Origin of the sequence: Micromonospora halotolerans, from assembly GCF_032108445.1 — a bacterium.
Classification (GTDB): Bacteria; Actinomycetota; Actinomycetes; order Mycobacteriales; family Micromonosporaceae; genus Micromonospora; species Micromonospora halotolerans.
This window is the reverse complement of the sequence record NZ_CP134876.1, coordinates 5,245,868-5,264,787: the sequence shown is the minus strand read 5'-3', so window position 1 is coordinate 5,264,787 and position 18,920 is coordinate 5,245,868. Positions and strand designations below refer to the sequence as shown.

The window sequence follows — 18,920 nt, the reverse complement described above, 5'->3', positions numbered from 1 at the left end:
GGACTACGGCCTCGCCGTCGACCCGCGCTCGGATCTCGGCCCGGTCGTCCGCTTCGGCGTCGACTTCGGCGTCGGCTCCGACTTTGGCGTCGACTTCGGCTCCGATTTTGGCGTCGACTTCGGCCTCGGCTCCGACGTCGGCGTCGACTTCGGCTCCGGGGACTTCTCCGGCACCAGCGCCAGGCAGTAGCTCTCCACCCGGTCGGCGCCGCCGGCCGCGGTCACCAGATCGGCGAAGCCGGGGCTCTCCAGCGCCGTGGCCCGCTGCTGGTCGGACTTGGCCAGGTAGGCCCGGCACTGCCCGGCGAATTGCCCGGCGCTCGCCGGCTTGCCGGACCCGCCGGGCGTCGGGGCGGTGGACGGGACGCCGCCGGAGGCCCCGCCGGTCGGGGTGGCGCCCCCGGAGGGCGTCGCGGAACCCGGGTCGCTCGCGCCGCCGGTGCTCCCGCCCGGCGTGGTCGGGGCGGGCGGCGGCGCCGGCTCCCGGGCCCGGTCGATGGTCACCGCGGCGAAGGCGACCCCGGCGGTCGCGGTGGCGGCGAGCCCGGCCAGGACGGCGCCGACCCGGAAGCGGTGGCGCGGCGGCGCCGCGGCCGGGGCCGGGTTGGCCCGGGCGGCACGGAACGCGGCGAGCGCCTGCTCCTCGCCGGCCAGTTCGGCCGCGGTGCCCGGGGCGGCAGCCGCGGCGAGCAGGTGCGCCAGCCGGTCGGCCGGCGCCGCCGGAGGCGCCGCGGCACGGGCCGCGTCGAGGAGGCGCTCCGACTCCGCCCGGTCGGCGGGCCAGTCGGACCGGCCAGAACTCATCCCGTTTCCCTCCACGTCAACCGTCCGCCGGCTCGGCCTTGGGCGCCTGCGGCGCCTGCCGCCCCCGGCCGTCACGGGCGCGGGGCGGCGTCGCTTCCCCGGCCCGGTCCGCCGGTTGATCCTGGTCGGCGCGCTCCAGCAGCCCGGCCAGGCGCCGCAGCCCCCGGTGCGCGGCGGTGCGCACCGCGCCGGCCCGCCGCCCGAGCACCCGGCCGGCGGTCTCCGCGTCAAGCCCGATCACGGCCCGCAGCAGCACCGCTTCCGCCTCACGGGGCGGCAGGCTGGCGATCAGCGCGAGGGCACTCTCGGTGCCGATGGTCTCGCCGGCCCGCTCGGCGGTGTCCGCGTCCCCGGCCAGCTCGCTGAGTGCCTGAACGGGCACCGGCAGGGCGGGCCGCCGGCGCTGCCGGCGCAGGTGGTCCATGGCCCGGTTGCGGGCGATCGTGACGGTCCAGGCGCGGAACTCGCCGCCGGTGAAGCGGGGCAGGTCGCGGGAGATCTGCAGCCACGTCTCCGAGGCCACGTCCTCGGCGTCGGCGCCGACCAGGGCGGTGAGGTAGCGCAGCAGGCCGGGCTGCAGGCTGCGGTAGAGGAAGCGGAACGCCTCCTCGTCGCCCGCCTGCGCGCCGGCGACCGCCTCGCTCAGCTCACCGGTCATGAATCCGCCGTTCCCGCCGTGCCGACTGCCCGCGCCGGCGGCCACCGGTGCCGGCGTGCCCGACGCCCGCCCGATCGGTCGACCGGACCTCCACCCGCACCATCAGCCCCCCGCTGGCCTGATCGGCGCCGGCACCGGGCGGGTGCGGGCGCGCGTATGGACACCGCCGGGAGTGAGGACGGCCGTCGGCGGACATACCGTACCGGCGGCGTGGGGCGGCCGGGAGCCGGGCCAACGCTAGGAGCGGCCGGCGGGTTCGACAAGGTGCCACCCGCAGGGGAAAGAGTGATATTTGTCTACGGCTCGGGACGGCGCGTCGGCGTAACGAATGCCAGCCGTCGCGCGCTGCGGGGTCGGTGAATCGGGACGAAACACCAGGTCGGAGCCGGACACCCGAACCTCCGGGCACATTTTCCTGCCCGATCGTACGCGATTCGTCACGGTCAGCCGATCGGCGCGGGCCCGCCTGACCGTTCGGCCCAGACGCCTCCGGCCGCCCGCCGGTCGTGACGGGAGATATCGCGGGAAATACTCCGCGGCCACTCTGGGTACGGTATTGACGTGTTGACTTCCGACGTCGTACTCAGCGGTCGGTACCGCCTTGATGACCGTGTCGCCACCGGCGGCATGGGCGACGTCTGGCGTGCCACGGACCTGGTGCTCGGCCGTCCGGTCGCGGTGAAGGTCCTGCTGCCCGCGCTGGTCTCCGATCCCGACTTCATCGCCCGCTTCCGCTCCGAGGCACGGATCATGGCCTCGCTGCGCCACCCGGGCGTGGTCCAGGTCTTCGACTGCGGGGAGGACGAGCTGCCCGACGGGAGCCGGGCCGACTACCTGGTCATGGAGTTCGTGGCGGGCGAGCCCCTCTCCCGGCGCATCGAGGCCGCCGGGCAGCTCGGGGTCGGCGAGACCATGTCGATCGTGGCGCAGGTGGCCCAGGCCCTGCACGGGGCGCACGCCCGGGGCATCGTTCACCGCGACGTGAAGCCGAGCAACCTGCTCGTGCAGGACGACGGGACCGTGGTCCTGGTCGACTTCGGGGTCGCCCGGTCGACAAACGTGACCAGCATCACCAGCACCAACGCGGTGCCCGGCACCGCCCTCTACATGGCTCCCGAGCAGGCCGCCGGGCGGCCGGTCTCCGGCGCCACCGACGTCTACGCACTTGGCGCGGTGGCCTACTGCTGCCTCACCGGGAGCCCGCCGTTCACCGGGGACAACCCGCTGCAGGTGGCCGTCCGGCACCTCGACGACGAGCCGCCGGAGCTGCCGGAGGACATCCCGCAGCCGGTGCGGGACCTGGTGGCCCGGGCCCTGGCCAAGGACCCGGCGGACCGCTTCCCCACTGCCGCCGCGATGGCCGAGGCGGCCCGCGCGGCCGGCTCCGAGTCGCCCACCGCCATGGTGCCGGTGACGCTGCGCGGCGCCACCGGGTCGAGCCACACCCGGGACGACCTGGCCGCCACGCCGGGCGCCCTGGTGGCCCCGGCCCGCCGGCCGCGCCGGCGCGGCACGCTGGTCGGTGCGGCGGCCGCGGTGCTGGTGGCGCTGACCGCGCTGGGCGCGGCCCTGGGCGCGGCGAAGAATGCCGATGCTCCGGCCACCCGGCTCGACACGACCGCGCCGGCGATCGCCCCGAGCAACTCGGTCGCGGACGTCGCGGTCACCGACGGGCCGCCGACGGACGAGGGCGGCCACAGCTACCGCCCGGTGGGCCCCACCGGCCGGCCGTCGACCTCCGGCTCGGCGAGCCCGAGCCCCTCCGCGAGCGGATCGGCCCAGCCGAGCCCGTCCGGCGTCCCGTCGACCCTGCCGACCGCGCCGAGCACGGCCCCGACCACCAGCTCGCCGCCGGTGGAAACCACGGCGCCGACCGAGACGACGTCGACCACGACCGCCCCTCCGGACGGTGGCGACGGCGGGGGCGAGGGCGGCGGGGCGCAGCCGGCGTCGCGCCGCTGACCCAACGGCACCAGGACCGTAACGCCCGACCCGGCGGCACCCGGAGTCGGCCGAGCCGGCCCCGCGGCTGTCGCGGGACCGGCTCGGCCGACTCTCGGGCGCCCGGCGCTCACTCCGCGCCGAGGGCCGCCACCACCGGTCGGGACAGCGCCCGCCGGGCCGGCAGGATCGAGGCGGCCAGCGCGGCGACCACCGCCACCGCGACGATCAGGCCGAGCCGCCCCCACGGCAGCACCAGGGTGAAATCCCCGCCGATGCGGGCCAGCACGGCCATCCCGCCGGCGGCCACCCCGGTGCCCAGGGCGACGCCGAGCAGCGTGCCGACCAGCGCGGTGAGCACCGCCTCGACGGCGAGCACCGCCCGCATCCCGCCGCGGGTCAGGCCCACGGCGCGCAGCACCGCGTTCTCCCGGGTCCGCTCCACCACCGACAGGGTGAGCGTGTTCGCCACGCCGACCAGCGCGATCACCACGGCCAGGCCGAGCAGCGCGGTGACGAAGCCGAGCACCAGGTCCACCGTGCCGGTGAGCATCTTCTTGTAGGCCGCCTGGTCCAGCAGGTTGACCGTCGGATAGCGGGTGAGCACCGACTCCATGGCGGCCCGCGCGACGTCGGTGGACACCCCGTCGGCGGGGTCCACCTCGGCCAGGTGGCCGCGCTCGGCCGGGAAGAGGCGGGCGAAGTCGGCGTCGGCGACGTCCACCACGTGCCCGGCGGGCACGGGGCTGCCGGCCAGGGCCGGGGTGTCGTCGGCCACCACGGCGGCGACCCGGAACGAGCGGCCGGCGAGCGGGACGCTGCTGCCCACGGACCAGCCGCGGGCCGCGGCCAGCTCCCGGTGCACCAGCACCGTGCCCGGACCGAGGGCGGCCGGGTCACCGGCGTCCACGGCGGACAGCGTCCGCCGGACCAGCGCCGGGTGGGCGGCGCGCACCTCGATCCCGTCGACGACCCGGCTGCGCTGCTCGTGCACCACGCCCAGCTCGGGCCGGGCGGCCAGTTCCCCGGCCAGCGGCGCCGGCAGGTCCCCGCCGATCCCGGTGACCACGAAGTCCACCCCGATCTCCGCGTCCACGGCGCGCTCGATGCCCGCCTTCGCGCTGCCCGCGCCGACCACGAACGCGGAGACCAGACCGATGCCGATGACCATCGCGGTGGCGGTGGCCGCGACCCGGCGCGGGTTGCGCACGGCGTTCGCCACGGCCAGCGCGGCCGGAACGCCGAGCAGCCGGCGGGCCGGCAGGCCGAGCAGCCGGACCAGGGCCGGCACCAGCACCGGGCCGAACAGCACGATGCCCAGGAAGGCCAGCACCCCGCCGGCGGCGACCAGCGGCACCTGGCCGAGGGCTCCGGCGCCGACCAGGGCGGCCACCCCGGCGGCGAGGACCAGCGCTCCGGCCACGAGCCGGACCCGGCCGGCCCGGCCGGCGGGCTGCACGGCGGCGTCGGTCAGGGCGGCCACCGGCGCGACCCGGGTGCCCTGCCAGGACGGCACGGCGGCGGCCACCAGGGTCAGCAGCGTCCCGAGCCCGAGGGAGAGCAGCACCGTCCGGGCCGTGACGGTGACCACGTCGCCGACCGGCGCGTCGAGGGTGGACAGCAGCGCGCCGAGGCCCGCGGCCAGGCCCACCCCGGCCAGCACCCCGGCCGCCGAGGCGAGCAGCCCGGTCAGCGCCGCCTCGCCGAGGGCGGCCCGGTAGACCTGCCCCCGGGTGGCGCCGACCAGCCGCAGCAGCGCGGTCCGCCGGGACCGCTGGGCGAGCACGATGGCAAAGGTGTTGGCGATCACGAAGCCGGCGACCACCACCGCCACCGCCGCGAAGGTGCCCAGGAACAGCTCGAACTGCCGCCGGTCGCGGACCGCGTCGGCGACGGCCTCGTCGAGGATCGCCGCGCGGTCCCGCACGGCGACCGCCGGCCCGACCGCCGCGCGTACCCGGTCGGCGAGCGCCGCCCGGTCCACCCCGGGCCGCGCGGCCACCATGATCCGGCCGTAGCCACGCTCCCCGCCCACGGCGAGGGCGTCCGGGCCGGCCAGGCCGATGAACGGGCCGCCGACGTCGCGCGAGCTGCCGGCCACGTCGACGGTGCCGACCAGCGTGTACGGGCGGGCCGGCCCGCCGTTCCCGCCGACCCGCACCGGGCTGCCGAGGGCGAAGTGCTGGTCGGCGACGGTCTCCTCGTCGAGCACCAGCTCGCCGGTCCGCTGCGGCAGCCGCCCGGCCACGACGTCGTACGACTGGAGGGCCGGGTCGGTGGGGATCGCGGCGAGCACGGCGTAGCCGAGCACCGGCCGCCCGTCGGCGCCCACCACCCCGGCGGTGCCGGTCAGCTCCCCCTCGGCGGCGGCCACCCCGTCGACCGCGCGCACCCGGTCGACCAGGGACGGCGGCAGCGGGGTCGTGCCGGCGTACGCGGCCAGATCGGTGTGCCGGTCGAAGGCGCCGGCCCGCTCGTAGGCCCCGGCGCGCATGCCGTCGGTGAGCATCAGGGTGCCGGCCACGAAGGCGACGCCGAGGACGATCGCCAGCGAGGAGAGCAGCAGGCGCAGCCCGTCGGCGCGGATCTGACGCAGGGTCAGGCGCAGCATCCCGGTCACCGCCCCGCCGCCGGCGCGCCGGCCTCGAGCCGGGTGAGCGCGTCGAGGACCTCACCGGCGGTCGGGGCGTGCAGCTCGTCGACCAGCCGCCCGTCGGCGAGGAAGACCACCCGGTCGGCGTGGGCGGCGGCCTTCGGGTCGTGGGTCACCATGACCACGGTCTGGCCGAGCGTGTCCACCGCCTCGCGGAGCAGCCGCAGCACCTCCGCGCCGGAACGCGAGTCCAGGTTGCCGGTGGGTTCGTCGGCGAAGATCACCCACGGCCGGGTGACCAGGGCCCGGGCCACGGCGACCCGCTGCTGCTGGCCGCCGGAGAGCTCGGCGGGCCGGTGGCGGAGACGGTCGGCGAGGCCGACCGCGGTCACCACCTGGCGCAGCCACTCCGGGTCGGGCCGCCGGCCGGCGATGGCCAGCGGCAGCACGATGTTCTCCTCGGCGGTGAGGGTGGGCAGCAGGTTGAACTTCTGGAAGACGAAGCCGATCCGGTCCCGGCGCAGCCGGGTCAGCCGGCGGTCGTCCAGGCGGGCGAGGTCGGCGTCGCCGATGCGCACGCTGCCGGCGGATGGCCGGTCCAGGCCGGCGAGGCAGTGCAGCAGGGTGGACTTGCCGGAGCCGGACGGACCCATCACGGCGGTGAACCGGGCGGCGGCCAGATCGAGGTCGACGCCGTCGAGCGCGACGACCCGGTGCGGGCCGGCGCCGTACTCCTTGCGCAGCTCACGGGCGGTGACGGCGACGCCGGTGGTGGTGGTTGCGGACAACGTGGTGCTCCTGTCGGGCAGGTTCCTGAAGACCCTTCCGACGCTAGGGGCGGCACCCCGCCGATGATCTCCACCTGCGCGCTCGACCTCGGTACGCCGGTGGTCGCCCCCGACCGGGTGGACCCGTACGACCCAGGTCGTACGCCGGGTCAGCCGCCGGGGGTGACCAGCCCGCTCTCGTACGCCAGCACGACGGCCTGGACCCGGTCGCGGAGCTGGAGCTTGGCGAGGATCCGGCCGACGTGGGTCTTCACGGTCGCCTCCGCGACGTGCACCCGGGCGGCGATCTCGGCGTTGGAGAGACCCTGCGCCACGAGCAGCAGCACCTCCCGCTCCCGCTCGGTGAGCTGGGCCAGCCGCGGGTCCTCGGTGGGCGCCGGCCCGAGCTGCCCGGCGAACCGGTCGAGCAGCCGCCGGGTGATCGACGGGGCCACCACCGAGTCGCCCTCGGCGACCACCCGGATGGCGGCGAGCAGGTCCTCCGGCGGCACGTTCTTGAGCAGGAAGCCGCTGGCACCGGCCCGCAGCGCGGCGAACGCGTCGGCCTCGGTGTCGAAGGTGGTGAGCACCAGCACCCGGGGGCGGCGCTCGGCCGGGCGGGCGCAGATCCGCTTCGTGGCCTCCACGCCGTCCATGGTCGGCATCCGCAGGTCCATCACCACCACGTCGGCCTCGACCCGGTCCAGCACCCGCAGGGCGTCCGCGCCGTCGATGGCCTCGCCCACCACGGCGAGGTCGGGCTGGGAGTCGAGCACCATCCGGAACCCGGCGCGCACCAGCGCCTGGTCGTCGACGATCACCACCCGTACGGTCATGCCGCCGCCTTCCCTTCCTCGGTGCCCGACGCCGACGGTAGCGGCAGCCGCGCCTCGACCCGCCACCCCCCGCCCAGCGTGGGGCCGGCGGCGAGGCTGCCGTCGTACACCCCGACCCGCTCGCGCATGCCGACCAGGCCGTGCCCGCCGGACGGCGCCGGCCGCACCACCGGACGGCCGCGCCCGTCGTCGACCGCCCGGACCACGACGGCGTCCGCGGACCAGTCGTAGCGCAGCTCGACCGCCGCGCCCACGCCGGCGTGCTTGAGCGCGTTGGTGAGGCTCTCCTGTACGACCCGGTAGACGGTCAGTTCCAGGCCGGGCGGCAGGGCGACGGGCGTGCCGGTGGCGGTGTCGGTGATCCGCAGGCCGGCGGCGCGGAAGCGGTCCAGCAGGTCGGGCAGCTCGATCAGGGCCGGCCGCCGGTGCGCCGGCTCGGCGTCCAGGGCGGCGTCGGGCGCGGCCGGCGCGGCCGCCGGCTCCGGCCGGCTCGGTTCCCGGAGTACGCCGACGAGGCGCCGCATCTCCTCCAGCGCCTGCCGCCCGGTGTCCGCCACCACCTTGGCCGCCTCCCGCGCGGTGTCCGGGTCGCGGTCGATGGTGAACCGCACCCCGTCGGCCTGCACGATCATGACGGCCATGCTGTGCGCGACGACGTCGTGCAGCTCACGGGCGATCCGGGTGCGTTCCTCGGCGACCGCCGCCCGGGCCTCGGCCTCCCGCTCGCGTTCCAGGGTGGTGGCCCGCTCCTCCAGGCTCACCACGTAGAGCCGGCGGGTCCGCACGTTCAGCCCGACCAACCAGACCGCCCCGGTGACCAGGCCGTAGTAGAGCGCGCCGGCCCACCACGGCGCCGGGCCGGGCATCTGGGCGGCGGCGAGCAGCACGCCGATCGCGGCGACGATCCCGGCCAGGACGCCGTCGCGCAGCCGGTCGGCGTACTTGACCACGCTGTAGAGGGCGATGAGCACGCCGATGTCGTAGGCCAGCGGACCCCAGCCGACGACCACCTGGAGCAGCGCGAGCACGGCCACCCCGGCCGCCACCGCCGACGGGTGGGTCCGCCGGAACAGCAGGACCAGCGCCATCACCAGGCCGACGGTGGTTTCCGCGACGCCGCCGTTCTCGGCGAAGATCCCCAGGACGGCGAAGAGGGCCACCAGCCCGGAGACGGCGACGTCGAACGCGACGCTGCGCAGCGGGCGGCCGAAGACGATGCGCTCCACGGTCACCCAGGGTACGGGCTGACGCGCACGTCGATGCTCGGCGTGCGGGAGCGAGGAGGCCCGCCCGTCTGTGCGTACCCGGGTCCGGTGCGCCGCCCGGCTGCCCGATCGCACCCGCTGCCGCCGCCCGGCGGACCACGGCCACGGCGGCTGCGGCGGCGGCTGCGGCTGCGCTGGTAGCGCAGGGCGCGCCAAATCGGGGACGGCCTTCTAACGGGCACCTGCAAACTTGATGTCGTCAGTGACTCGTGACCGCACCGCCACCCGGGCCGGGCCGGGCCGGGCCGGGCCGGAGTGACTCGTCCATGTCATCAAGGTCGTAGCGGCTCGCGGGCCATCGCCGGCCTTGGCGGACCCGCCGGATCCTGGGGAGTGGGCGTTCGGGGCGAACGGGAAGTCGCCGAGGCCCGGAAGCTCAGTCGCCGATCAGCTCGCGGAGGCGGGTGATCTCGGCGGACTGCTCGACGGCGACGGCGTTGGCGAACTCCTGGAGGGTCTGGTCCACGCCGACCTTGAGCAGGTCGGTGGACATGATGACCGCGCCCTCGTGGTGCGCGGTCATCATCCGCACGAAGAGGCGGTCGAAGTCCGCGCCCCGGGCGGCGGCGAGCTGCCGCATGGCCTCGGCGGACTGCATCCCGCGCATCGTGCCGTGGTCGTGACCGGGGACCTCGGCGGGCAGCCCGCGGGTGCCCAGCCAGCCGCGCAGCACCCCGATCTCGGGTCCCTGGGCGGCGCGGATGCGGTCGGCGACGGCGCGCACCCTCGGGTCGGCGGCCCGGTCGGGGGCGAGGGTCGCCATCTCCACCGCCTGCTGGTGGTGCGGGATCATCATCCGCACGTACCAGACGTCGAGGCCGTTGTAGCGCGGCGGCGCGGCGTCGCGGACCTCCTGGGCGGCGCGGGTGGCCGCCGGCTCACCCGGCCGGCCGGGCACGACGACCGGCGGCGCGTCGAGCGGCGGGGCAGCGGTGGTGGTGGCCGTGGTGGTGGCGGCGGCCGGGCCGGCCGCGGGCCGGCTGTCCCCCCGCCCGGCCAGCGCCACGCCGGCCACGACCAGGAGCACCGCCAGCGCTGTGACGGCGAGCCAGACTCGTCCCTGCCGGCCGGTCATACGACACTCCCTCCGGTCGAGGTGAGAGCGATCCTATCCATAGACAATCCTGCCTGAATGTGACCGGCGTCACATTGATGAATGTCATCGGCCGGTAAGGTGTGGCGCATCATCATCCCCTTTCGGAGGGTGCCGCCGATGATCAGCATCCGCACGTCCCGAACCCGGATCGTCAGCCTCGCCGCCGCCGGCCTGCTCGTCGCCGGCGTCGTCGCCGCCCCACCCAGCAGCGCCCAGGAGATCCCCCGGGCGCAGGCCGCACCGGCCACCGTGGACAACGTCGTCCCCGGGGTCGACGAGATCTCCAGCAGCCCCAACCTGCGCCAGGTCGCCAACCTGCCGAAGCAGGCGCCGTTCGACACCTCCGCGGCGTTCGGCACCGACATCGCCTTCCAGGGCCGGTACGCCTTCGTCGGCAACTACGACGGCTTCGTGGTCTACGACGTCTCCCGGCCGAGCGCGCCGACCGTCGTGTCCCAGGTGCTCTGCCCGGGCTCCCAGAACGACGTCTCCGTCCACGGTGACCTGCTCTTCCTGTCGACCGACTCGTCCCGCAGCGACGACTCCTGCAGCAGCGTCGCCCAGCCCGCCTCCGAGGCGGAGTCCTGGGAGGGCATCAAGATCTTCGACATCGGCGACAAGCGCAACCCGCGCTACGTCAAGTCGGTGGAGACCGCCTGCGGCTCGCACACCCACACGCTGGTGCCGGGCAAGGACCGGCGGACCGTCTACCTGTACGTCTCGTCGTACAGCCCGCGGGTCGAGTTCCCGGACTGCCAGCCGCCGCACGACTCGATCTCCATCGTGAAGGTGCCGCTGCGGTCGCCGACCGACGCGGCCGTGGTGGCCACCCCGAACCTGTTCCCGGACGGCGGCTACCCGGGCATCCCCGGTGAGAAGTCGGCCACCACCGGTTGCCACGACATCACCGCGTACCCGGCGAAGGACATCGCGGCCGGCGCCTGCATGGGCGACGGCATCCTGCTCGACATCGCCGACCGGGAGGCGCCGCGGGTGATCGAGCGGGTCCGCGACACCGAGAACTTCGCCTTCTGGCACTCGGCGACGTTCAACAACTCCGGCACCAAGGTGGTGTTCACCGACGAGCTGGGCGGCGGTGGCGCCGCGACCTGCAACGAGGTCACCGGGCCGAACCGCGGTGCGGACGCCATCTACGACATCACCGGTCGCGGCGACAACCGCCGGCTGGCGTTCCGCAGCTACTACAAGATCCCGCGGGCCAACGCCGACACCGAGAACTGCGTGGCCCACAACGGCTCGCTGGTGCCGGTGCCCGGCCGCGACATCATGGTCCAGGCCTGGTACCAGGGCGGCATCTCGGTCTGGGACTTCACCGACTCCCGGCACCCCAAGGAGATCGCCTTCTGGGAGCGGGGTCCGCTGGACGCCGGTCAGCTCCGCACCGGTGGCTCCTGGTCGGCCTACTGGTACAACGGCCACATCTTCTCCAGCGACATCCAGAAGGGCCTGGACGTGCTGGAGCTGCGCGACCCGCGTACCTGGCCGGCGCAGCTGTTCCGGGTGCCCGAGCTGAACGTGCAGACCCAGACGGGTTACCTGAGCTGGTGACCCGCCGGCCGGGCCCGGCCCCTCCCGGGGCCGGGCCCGGCTCAGCTCATCGGCAGGCGGTAGCCGCGCTCGCCGCCGCCCGCGGTGACCAGCCGCACCTCGCCGGTGCGCAGCCCGTACGTCACCGACCAGCGGGTGTGCGGCTGCCGCACGGCGTCGAGCAGGCGCAGCGCCGCCGGGGCGTCCACCGCGCCGCCGGCCCGGTCCAGCGCCTCGGCCAGCACTCCGTAGCGGTGGTCGGTGCGCAGGTCCCGGTCGGCGACCCCGACGGCCGGCACGTTGGTCAGAGCCTGCCAAGCGCCCCGCCCCTTCTCGGCCCGCATCCCGCCGTCCACGAACTCGATCACGGCGGACGCCCCGGTGGCGTCGGCGATCAGGTAGTGCAGCGGCGGGCCGCCGTCGAAGTCCAGGTTGTAGCGCCCGAACACGGCGATCGCCTCGTCCACCGTGGCGGCGGCGTCCAGCACCAGGCGCAGGACGCGCACCGAGCCGACCGTGGGCCGGCCGGGCACCGGCGCGGCAGTGGCGCCGTCGTCGGCGGCCAGCCCGACGGCCAGGCCCCGCTCGTTCATCCCGTCGAAGGGCAGCAGCGGGGCGTTCAGCAACCGGCGGTCGCCGGCCGGGTCGGCCGTGACCCCCAGGTAGGAGATGTCCACCAGGGAGATCGAGGCGTAGCCGTCCGGCGGGTCGGTGCGCAGCACCAGCGCCGGGTTCGCGTCCCAGTCGAAGTTGCGGGCGAACAGCGGCCGGCTCCGGTCGCCGCCCGCGGCGAAGAGGGAGCAGCCGAACGGGGTGGCCTGCGGGGTGCCCGCGACGCCGACGGTGGGGTCGTAGTCGCCCACGTAGGTCATCTCGTACAGCGGCAGGTCGTCCACCCGGCGCAGGCTGGCCAGGGTCCGCTCGGCCTGGCCGGCGTCCTGCCGCGAGGCGCTCGGCGTGCCGGCCCCGGCCGGCGCGGCGGCCCGGCGGCTCTCGGCGCAGCCGCCGGTCACGAGGAGCAGGGCGAGCCCGGTGGCGAGCAGGGTCCTCCGCATGCCCGCGACGCTAGAAGAGGCGGCGACGGTTGTCCATGGGGGACGTCAGCGGTCGGGGATCCGGGCCAGCTGCGCCTCGATCGCGTCGCGGTTGAGGGCGGGCCGGCCCCCGGCGTGCCCCACGGTCGCGCCGGCCGCCGCGACCGCGTACCGGGCGATCCGGGGGTACGGGTCGTCGCGGAGCAGGCCGGCCGTGACGGCGGCCACGAACGCGTCCCCGGCCCCGGTGCTGTCCACCGTGGGCGTCTCGCTCAACGGCACGAACAGCTCCCCGCCCGGCCAGACGAAGGCGTTCCCCTCCCCCGCCACCTCGACCGCCACCAGTGCCGGCCCCCGGGCCGCCAGGTCCCGGCCGGCGCCCAGCCCCGCCTCGGCGTCCTTCGGCGGGTCGCCGTCCAGCAGCAGGCCGGCCTCCCGCGCGTCGGCCCGCAGCACGTCGGCCCGGGACAGCAGCTCCGCCGCGCCGTCCGGGTCGTCCGGCGCGCCGTCGAGCACCACGAGCCGGCCGGCGGCGCGGGCGTGCCGGGCCGCCGCGAGCGCCGCCGGCAGCGGCTGCTGGAGCTGGACGACCACCGCGCGGGCGGCCCGCAGCACCCCGGCCGCGCCGGTCACGTCCGCCTCGGTGAGCAGGGTCGCCTCCGGGATGTCCTCCAGGTACCGCCAGCGGCCCCGGGCGTCCACCACGTCCACGATGAGCGCGCTCGGCGTGCCCGGCCGGCGCAGCACCGGGGCGACGTCGATGCCGTCGCTGCGGGCCTGGCCCAGTAGCCGGTCGCCGACCTCGTCCTCGCCGACCACGCCGAGCAGCCCGACCCGGACGCCGAGCTGGGCCAGCCCGACGGCCTGGTTGGCGCCCTTTCCGCCGAGCAGTTCCCGCCGGCACCGCACCGGGACCGTCCCGGACGGGCCGGGCACCTCGTCCACCCGCAGCACGAGGTCCCGCGCCACCTGCCCCACCACGATCGCGTCCAGTCCGGCCATGCCGGGCTGATACCCCGGCCGCGGCCGGTCACGCCCGGCTCAGCCGCGGACCACGGTGAACATCCAGCAGCCGTACACCACGTTGCGGCTGTGCAGGCGGTCCACCGCGGGGTCGGCCAGCAGCTCGGCGACGACCGCCTCCGGGTCGTCGCCGTCGTGCCGCCGGCCGCCCACGATCCGGCCCCGCCGGTCGTACGCCCGCAGCACCTGGGGTCGCCCCCGCCAGTCGGCCGGGTACGCCGTCACGTCCGCCGGGCCGGGGCAGTCGGCGGCGTGCGTGAAGATCGGCCCCACCTCGCGGTACGGGCCGGGCGGCAGCGGCGGGGCGTACCCGAAGAGCAGCAGCGCCTCGCCAGGCGCGGCGTCGCGGAGGCAGCAGCGCAGCGGCTCGCCGCCCTCGGCGCAGCACCGCTCGGGCGGCTGGCCGGAGGCGTCGCGGCCGGTCCGCCGCACCTCGGCCAGCACCTCGGCGGCCACGGGTTGGATCACGTACCTGGTGCGCGTCCTCGTCATGCGTCCAGCCTGGCGCGGGACGCGACCGGTGGCTGGCGGCGATCGGACCTCGCGTGCCGGGGCCGCGGCCGGGCCGGTTGCCGTCGCGGCGTTCATCGATACGGGTCAGGGCGCCGCCGGCGGCGGGTGGGGCAGCGGGTGAGCGCCCTGCGGGCGTAGGCCGTCGAAGATGATGGAGAGGTATCGGCGCCACAGCTCAGGTGGGGCGTCCGGCACGTAGCTGGTCACGTAGTTGGGCGCGCACATCAGCAGGATGACGTCCGCGCCCGTGACATCGCCTCGGACCGCGCCGTGCTGACGAGCCCGATCGACAAGCTTGTGCACGGTGCGGAACATCCGCTCGCGGGCCCGGATCACGTCCGCGTTCAGCTCGCCGGCCTCTTGCAGGAACGACAGGTCGCGTTGCTGTTGCTGGTCCGCGGCGACGGTGAGGAACTCCAGCAGAGCGAGGCCCGGGTCCGCCGCGTCGAGAAGCTGCTCGCCGACGGCGTTGAGCGCGTCAATCCGGTCGAGGACGATCGCGGCGAGCAGGTCGTCCTTCGTGGCGAAGTGACGGAACACGGTGCCCTTGCCGACACCTGCCCGGCGGGCGATGTCGGCGACCGAGGCATCCAGACCACGCTCGGCGAACTCGTCGGCAGCCGCTGCCAGCAGCAGCCGCCGGTTGCGGGCGGCGTCGGCACGCAACGGGCGGGTCGAGGTCACGTCCCCCACCCTAGCAAGTTGACCGCCCGGTCCGCTTATTGCTACGTTCATGACCGATAACCTGACCGCCTGGTCCGCTTAATGGAGGACGTGCATGAAGGCAGTTGTCGTGACCGGCTACGGGCCCCCCGAGAAGTACACGGTGGCGGAGGTGCCGACGCCGCGACCTGGGCCGGGGCAGATCCAGGTCCGGATCGCCGCCGCCTCGATCAATCCGGCGGACGTCCGGCTGCCGAGCGGTGATTTCCGCGATGCCGTGCCGCTGGAGTTTCCGCACGTGCCCGGCAACGACTTCGCCGGCACGGTCAGTGAGGTCGGCGCCGGCGTGACGGCCTACCAGGTCGGCGACGAGGTCTTCGGCCAGGCGGTGCCTCGGGCACTGCGCGCGATGGCCGGCGCGACCCGGCCGTCGCTGAGCACAGGCTCGCTGGCCGAGTACGCGGTCTTCGAGGCCGACACCCCGTTCCTGGCACATCGGCCGGCCGGCCTCGACATCGAGCAGGCGGCCGCCCTGCCCACCATCGGCCTGACCGCACGCGCACTGATGGCCACCGCCGAGGTACGACCCGGCGACACCGTCCTGGTCGTCGGCGCGACAGGCGGCGTCGGAACCGCGGTGATCCCGCTGCTCGTCGCCGCGCAGGCCCGGGTCGTCGCCACGGCAACCGCCGCTGACGCGGACATCCTGCGAGCTCTCGGCGCTGACGAGATCATCGGATATGCGGAATCCGGGTACCCCTCGGACGTCGATGTCGCGTTCAACCTGACCGTACCCAGCGACCACCTGACCGGAATCGCCGGCGCCGTCCGCCCGGGTGGACGCCTCCTCACGATCACCTATCCGGTACCGCAACCGGAGTGGATCGGCCGCGACGACGTCAGCCTGCAATTCGTGCTGGACATGGACGGCACCCTCGGCGGGATGCGCGACGTCGCGGAACTGGCAGTCCGCGGCGGACTGGCGGCCACCATCGGCGGCCGCTACACCCTCGACCAGGGGGCGCAGGCATGCGTCGACTTCGTCCGCCGGCACACGACCGGCAAGCTGGTCGTCACGATGTGACGCCCCTGCCATCGACGCTTCCCGGCAGTCCGACCGTCCGACGACACCACGCGCGACAGGACCCTCACGTGACAGCTGACATCCGCGAACTCCAGCGGGCATTCGACGAGGCTGAGTTGCACGCCGACACCGACCGTTTGAACGCCCTGCTGGCGGAGGACTTCATGTCCATCGGCGAGCAGGGCTACCTGCTGGACAAACGGCAGTGGATCGACCGGCACGCCGACTTCGCCTACCTGTCCCTGACCACAACCGAAGTCGACGTGCGCCGCTACGACCGCGCCGCGATCGTGCGGTGCGTTCAGAACGCCCGGGCGACCTGGCGCCACGACGTGATGACGTTGACAGTCCGAGTGAGCCAGACCTGGGTCGAACTGACCGACGGCTGGCGCCTCGCCGGCATCCAGTTCAGTTCGCTCGACCGGGCGGCCCTACTCGGCCTCACCTGACGCCTGGGACAGGGCCCTGGTGCGCGGCCCGACCAGGCGCCGGACCACCGGTACGGCGTTCCACTTCGCCGCGCCGACCAGGTCCCGGGCGTGCTCCAGCACGGTGTAGTCGGGGCGGGCCAGCCCGTCGGCGAGGGCCCGGTCCAGGTCGTTGCCGCATCGGCTGAGCACGCTGTCGAAGTCGCGCCGGACGGGTTCGAGCAGCTGGTAGCCGAAGGAGCGGTGCAGCCGGGCGAAGAGCGGCTTGTAGAGCCGGGCCCGCTCGTGCAGCCCGGAGGAGTACGACATGGGGTTCTTCGGCCGCCGCCGGACGTAGTCGGGCAGCAGGTCGGCGAAGGCCCGGCGGACGATCCACTTCTCCTGCCCGTCGCGCAGCTTGAGGTCCAGCGGCAGCCGCATGGCCAGCTCGACCACGCTGAGGTCGAGGAACGGCACCCGGGCCTCCACGCCGTGGCCCATGCTGGCCCGGTCCACCCGCTGCAGCTCGGTCCGGCACAGGTTGCGGATCCTGTGGAGGAAGAGCCGGCGGGACCGCTCCGGGCCCACCCGGTGGTACATGGGGTAGCCGCCGAACACCTCGTCCGAGCCGTCGCCGGTGAGGACCACCTTGACGCCCAGTTCCCGCAGCCGCCGGAAGATCGGCATCGAGACCACGGCGTTGATGATGTCGCCGTACTCGGTCAGCTCGGAGATCCGGATCGCCTCGCGCACGTCGGCCAGCCGGATGTCGCGCGGGCGCAACTCGACCACCTCGTGCGGCACGCCCAGGTCGGCGGCGAGCCGCCGGGCGTACGCCACGTCGGGGCTGTCCGGGGCGCCGACCGTCACCGCCACGCAGTCCGGGTGGAGCTGGGTGGCGTGCAGCAGGGCCAGCGAGCTGTCCAGGCCGCCGGAGAGCACCACCCCGACGGTGAGGTCGGTGTCCAGCCGTACCCGCATGCTGTCGGTGAGCGCGACCCGGACGAGCAGGGCGGCCTCGTCCGGGTCGTCGATCATCGGCAGCCCGGCGCCGAGCGTGAGCAGGTCGACGTACGGGCGCAACCGGACCATTCCGTCGGGCTCGGCCCAGCCGTGGTGCCCGGGCGGCACCTCGCTGATCGGCGCGCCGTGCCCGACCAGCGCCTTCACCTCGGAGGCGAGGTGCAGGCAGCCGGGGCCGCGCGACCAGTAGAGCGGCTTCACCCCGAGCGGGTCCCGGGCCAGGTAGGCCCGGCCGGTGGCCCGCTCCACCACGGCGAAGGCGTACTCGCCGCGCAGCCGGCGCACCGCCTCCTCGCCCCACTGCCGGAAGGCGGTGAGCACCACCTCGGTGTCGCCGGCGGTGCGGAAGTCGTGCCCGAGCCGGGTCAGCTCCGCCCGCAGCTCGTGGTGGTTGAAGACCTCGCCGTTGTAGCAGAGGACGTGCCGCTCGTCGGGCGAGACCCAGGGCTGCACCGACCGCTCGCGGTCCACCACCCGCAACCGGCGTACGCCCGCGAGCAGGCCGTGTTCCTGCCGCGTCTCGGTCACCTCGCCGCGCGGGGCGAGGACCGCCAGCATCCGCCGGAAGAGGGCCGGATCGGCCTCGGTGCCGATGCTCAGCGCGATCCCGCACATCCGCTCAGATCCCCATCTCGGCCTCGTAGGCGCGCCGGAACCGGCGGCGGGCGGCGGGCGCGAGGCAGAGGTGCCAGGCCTGGCCCTCGTCGACCACGTTGATCTCGCCGGCCTCCTGCCGGGCCAGGAGCAGCTCGGCGAGGAGGTCGCGGGCGCCGAACCGCCCGTACCACTCCAGCTCCACGTCAGCCGCCCAGCCGAGGCAGTGCCCGCTGGGCACCATGGCGGCGTAGCCGAGCCGGCGCAGCCGGTACTGGTGCTCGGCGCTGCGCGCGAGGCTGGTCACCCAGAGCGCCGGGGTGCCGGGCCGGGCCGTCGCGGTGAACTCCCGGCCCACGTCGTTGAGCAGCGCGATCATCTCGCGCCGCGCCCGGCGGAACCGCAACCCGGCGGTACGCGGGGTGGCGTCGGGGCGCAGCCGCCGCTGGACCGCCCGCAGCCCCCGGCCGAGGACGGTGCCGGGCTGCTCGTGGTAGCGGAAGGCGAGCAGCCCCCGCCGGCGCAGCCACTCCAGGTCGACCAGGTCTGTGCTGGTGTCGACCTGGCCGTCGGTGAGGAAGGTCCCGCTGTCCCGCCACCACATGACGTCGATCCGGGAGAGCAGGTAGATCCGGACCAGCGCGGTGAGGTCGTGCGCCGAGCTGCGGGTGTTCGGCTGGTAGCGGGCCATCTCCAGCAGCAGCGTCTCCCGGGCGCCGACGAAGCCCTGCGGGGTGGCGTCGAGGACGGCGGCGATGGCCGGCTCCCGCAGCCGCTGGTCGAGCAGCACCTGGCGGGCGGTGGTCGACGGCGCGTCCGCCAGGGCGCCCACCTCGACGAGGAGTTCCGCCACCGCGGCCCGGTACGCGGCCAGGTCCGGCTGCTGCCCCGGCCCGGTGCGCGGGCCGACGGCCGGGGGCAGCCGGCGGGCGGGAGCGGCGGACGCTACGGCGGACCCGGGCTGGTGGCCGGGGCTTCGGCTGGGCACTCGCATGGTCGGCCCCTCTCCGGGCAGGACACGGCGTAGTCGAACCTGAAAACACCGTAATCACCAGGATCGGCAGCTCCCCG

Annotated in this window: 17 protein-coding genes; 4 read left to right on the top strand and 13 right to left on the bottom strand. The window is 75.3% G+C overall.

Annotation, left to right across the window (positions count from 1 at the left end):
• Positions 1–3: 3 nt before the first annotated feature.
• Together RMN56_RS24830 and RMN56_RS24825 are read right to left on the bottom strand one after the other, a co-directional pair.
• On the bottom strand, positions 4–804 hold the full coding sequence (locus RMN56_RS24830; protein ID WP_313719957.1) for a hypothetical protein: 801 nt from the start codon (positions 802–804) through the stop codon (positions 4–6).
• Between the two features lie 16 nt (positions 805–820).
• Entirely contained in the window at positions 821–1,462 is a 642-nt protein-coding gene (locus RMN56_RS24825) for an RNA polymerase sigma factor (RefSeq protein WP_313719956.1), read from the bottom strand.
• Between the two features lie 561 nt (positions 1,463–2,023).
• On the opposite strand from RMN56_RS24825, the gene RMN56_RS24820 reads away from it, so the two are divergent.
• The gene (locus RMN56_RS24820; protein WP_313719955.1) at positions 2,024–3,424 is read left to right on the top strand and encodes a serine/threonine-protein kinase; all 1,401 of its coding nucleotides are present in this window, start codon (positions 2,024–2,026) and stop codon (positions 3,422–3,424) included.
• Positions 3,425–3,533: 109 nt separating this feature from the next.
• On the opposite strand, the gene RMN56_RS24815 is transcribed toward RMN56_RS24820, so the two are convergent.
• The 5 genes from RMN56_RS24815 to RMN56_RS24795 form a co-directional block, all read right to left on the bottom strand.
• Positions 3,534–6,014: an ABC transporter permease gene (locus tag RMN56_RS24815; protein ID WP_313719954.1), complete on the bottom strand. Its 2,481-nt coding sequence runs from the start codon at positions 6,012–6,014 to the stop codon at positions 3,534–3,536.
• A gap of 5 nt (positions 6,015–6,019) precedes the next feature.
• Positions 6,020–6,784 (bottom strand): ABC transporter ATP-binding protein, encoded by a 765-nt coding sequence (locus RMN56_RS24810; RefSeq protein WP_313719953.1) that lies wholly within the window; start codon positions 6,782–6,784, stop codon positions 6,020–6,022.
• 149 nt (positions 6,785–6,933) lie between these two features.
• Complete coding sequence (locus RMN56_RS24805; RefSeq protein WP_151460504.1) at positions 6,934–7,599, bottom strand: response regulator; 666 nt, start codon at positions 7,597–7,599, stop codon at positions 6,934–6,936.
• On the bottom strand, positions 7,596–8,831 hold the full coding sequence (locus RMN56_RS24800) for a sensor histidine kinase (protein WP_313719951.1): 1,236 nt from the start codon (positions 8,829–8,831) through the stop codon (positions 7,596–7,598). The genes RMN56_RS24805 and RMN56_RS24800 overlap by 4 nt, the downstream gene beginning before the upstream one ends.
• A gap of 409 nt (positions 8,832–9,240) precedes the next feature.
• Entirely contained in the window at positions 9,241–9,939 is a 699-nt protein-coding gene (locus tag RMN56_RS24795) for a DUF305 domain-containing protein (protein WP_313719949.1), read from the bottom strand.
• 138 nt (positions 9,940–10,077) lie between these two features.
• Here RMN56_RS24795 and RMN56_RS24790 point away from each other — a divergent pair, with 138 nt between their 5' ends.
• On the top strand, positions 10,078–11,529 hold the full coding sequence (locus tag RMN56_RS24790; RefSeq protein WP_313719948.1) for an LVIVD repeat-containing protein: 1,452 nt from the start codon (positions 10,078–10,080) through the stop codon (positions 11,527–11,529).
• Between the two features lie 41 nt (positions 11,530–11,570).
• Here the strand turns inward: RMN56_RS24790 and RMN56_RS24785 are convergent, their stop codons facing one another.
• The 4 genes from RMN56_RS24785 to RMN56_RS24770 all read right to left on the bottom strand — a co-directional run bounded on the left by RMN56_RS24785 (position 11,571) and on the right by RMN56_RS24770 (position 14,762).
• Positions 11,571–12,563 carry a linear amide C-N hydrolase gene (locus RMN56_RS24785; RefSeq protein WP_313719947.1) on the bottom strand — a complete coding sequence of 331 codons (993 nt, stop codon included), beginning with the start codon at positions 12,561–12,563 and terminating at the stop codon, positions 11,571–11,573.
• 45 nt (positions 12,564–12,608) lie between these two features.
• On the bottom strand, positions 12,609–13,544 hold the full coding sequence (locus RMN56_RS24780; RefSeq protein WP_313719946.1) for a PfkB family carbohydrate kinase: 936 nt from the start codon (positions 13,542–13,544) through the stop codon (positions 12,609–12,611).
• 39 nt (positions 13,545–13,583) lie between these two features.
• Positions 13,584–14,057 carry a DUF1203 domain-containing protein gene (locus RMN56_RS24775; protein ID WP_313719945.1) on the bottom strand — a complete coding sequence of 158 codons (474 nt, stop codon included), beginning with the start codon at positions 14,055–14,057 and terminating at the stop codon, positions 13,584–13,586.
• 105 nt (positions 14,058–14,162) lie between these two features.
• Positions 14,163–14,762 (bottom strand): TetR/AcrR family transcriptional regulator, encoded by a 600-nt coding sequence (locus tag RMN56_RS24770; RefSeq protein WP_313719944.1) that lies wholly within the window; start codon positions 14,760–14,762, stop codon positions 14,163–14,165.
• Positions 14,763–14,856: 94 nt separating this feature from the next.
• Between RMN56_RS24770 and RMN56_RS24765 the strand changes: the two genes are divergently transcribed.
• Both RMN56_RS24765 and RMN56_RS24760 read left to right on the top strand, forming a co-directional pair.
• Positions 14,857–15,825: an NADP-dependent oxidoreductase gene (locus tag RMN56_RS24765; RefSeq protein ID WP_313719943.1), complete on the top strand. Its 969-nt coding sequence runs from the start codon at positions 14,857–14,859 to the stop codon at positions 15,823–15,825.
• Positions 15,826–15,893: 68 nt separating this feature from the next.
• Positions 15,894–16,274, top strand: a complete 381-nt coding sequence (locus RMN56_RS24760) for a nuclear transport factor 2 family protein (RefSeq protein ID WP_313719942.1) — start codon at positions 15,894–15,896, stop codon at positions 16,272–16,274.
• On the opposite strand, the gene RMN56_RS24755 is transcribed toward RMN56_RS24760, so the two are convergent.
• Positions 16,257–17,870 (bottom strand): asparagine synthetase B family protein, encoded by a 1,614-nt coding sequence (locus RMN56_RS24755; protein WP_313719941.1) that lies wholly within the window; start codon positions 17,868–17,870, stop codon positions 16,257–16,259. The two genes, RMN56_RS24760 and RMN56_RS24755, sit on opposite strands and share 18 nt — an antisense overlap.
• A gap of 4 nt (positions 17,871–17,874) precedes the next feature.
• Entirely contained in the window at positions 17,875–18,843 is a 969-nt protein-coding gene (locus RMN56_RS24750) for a hypothetical protein (protein ID WP_313719940.1), read from the bottom strand.
• Positions 18,844–18,920: the final 77 nt, after the last annotated feature.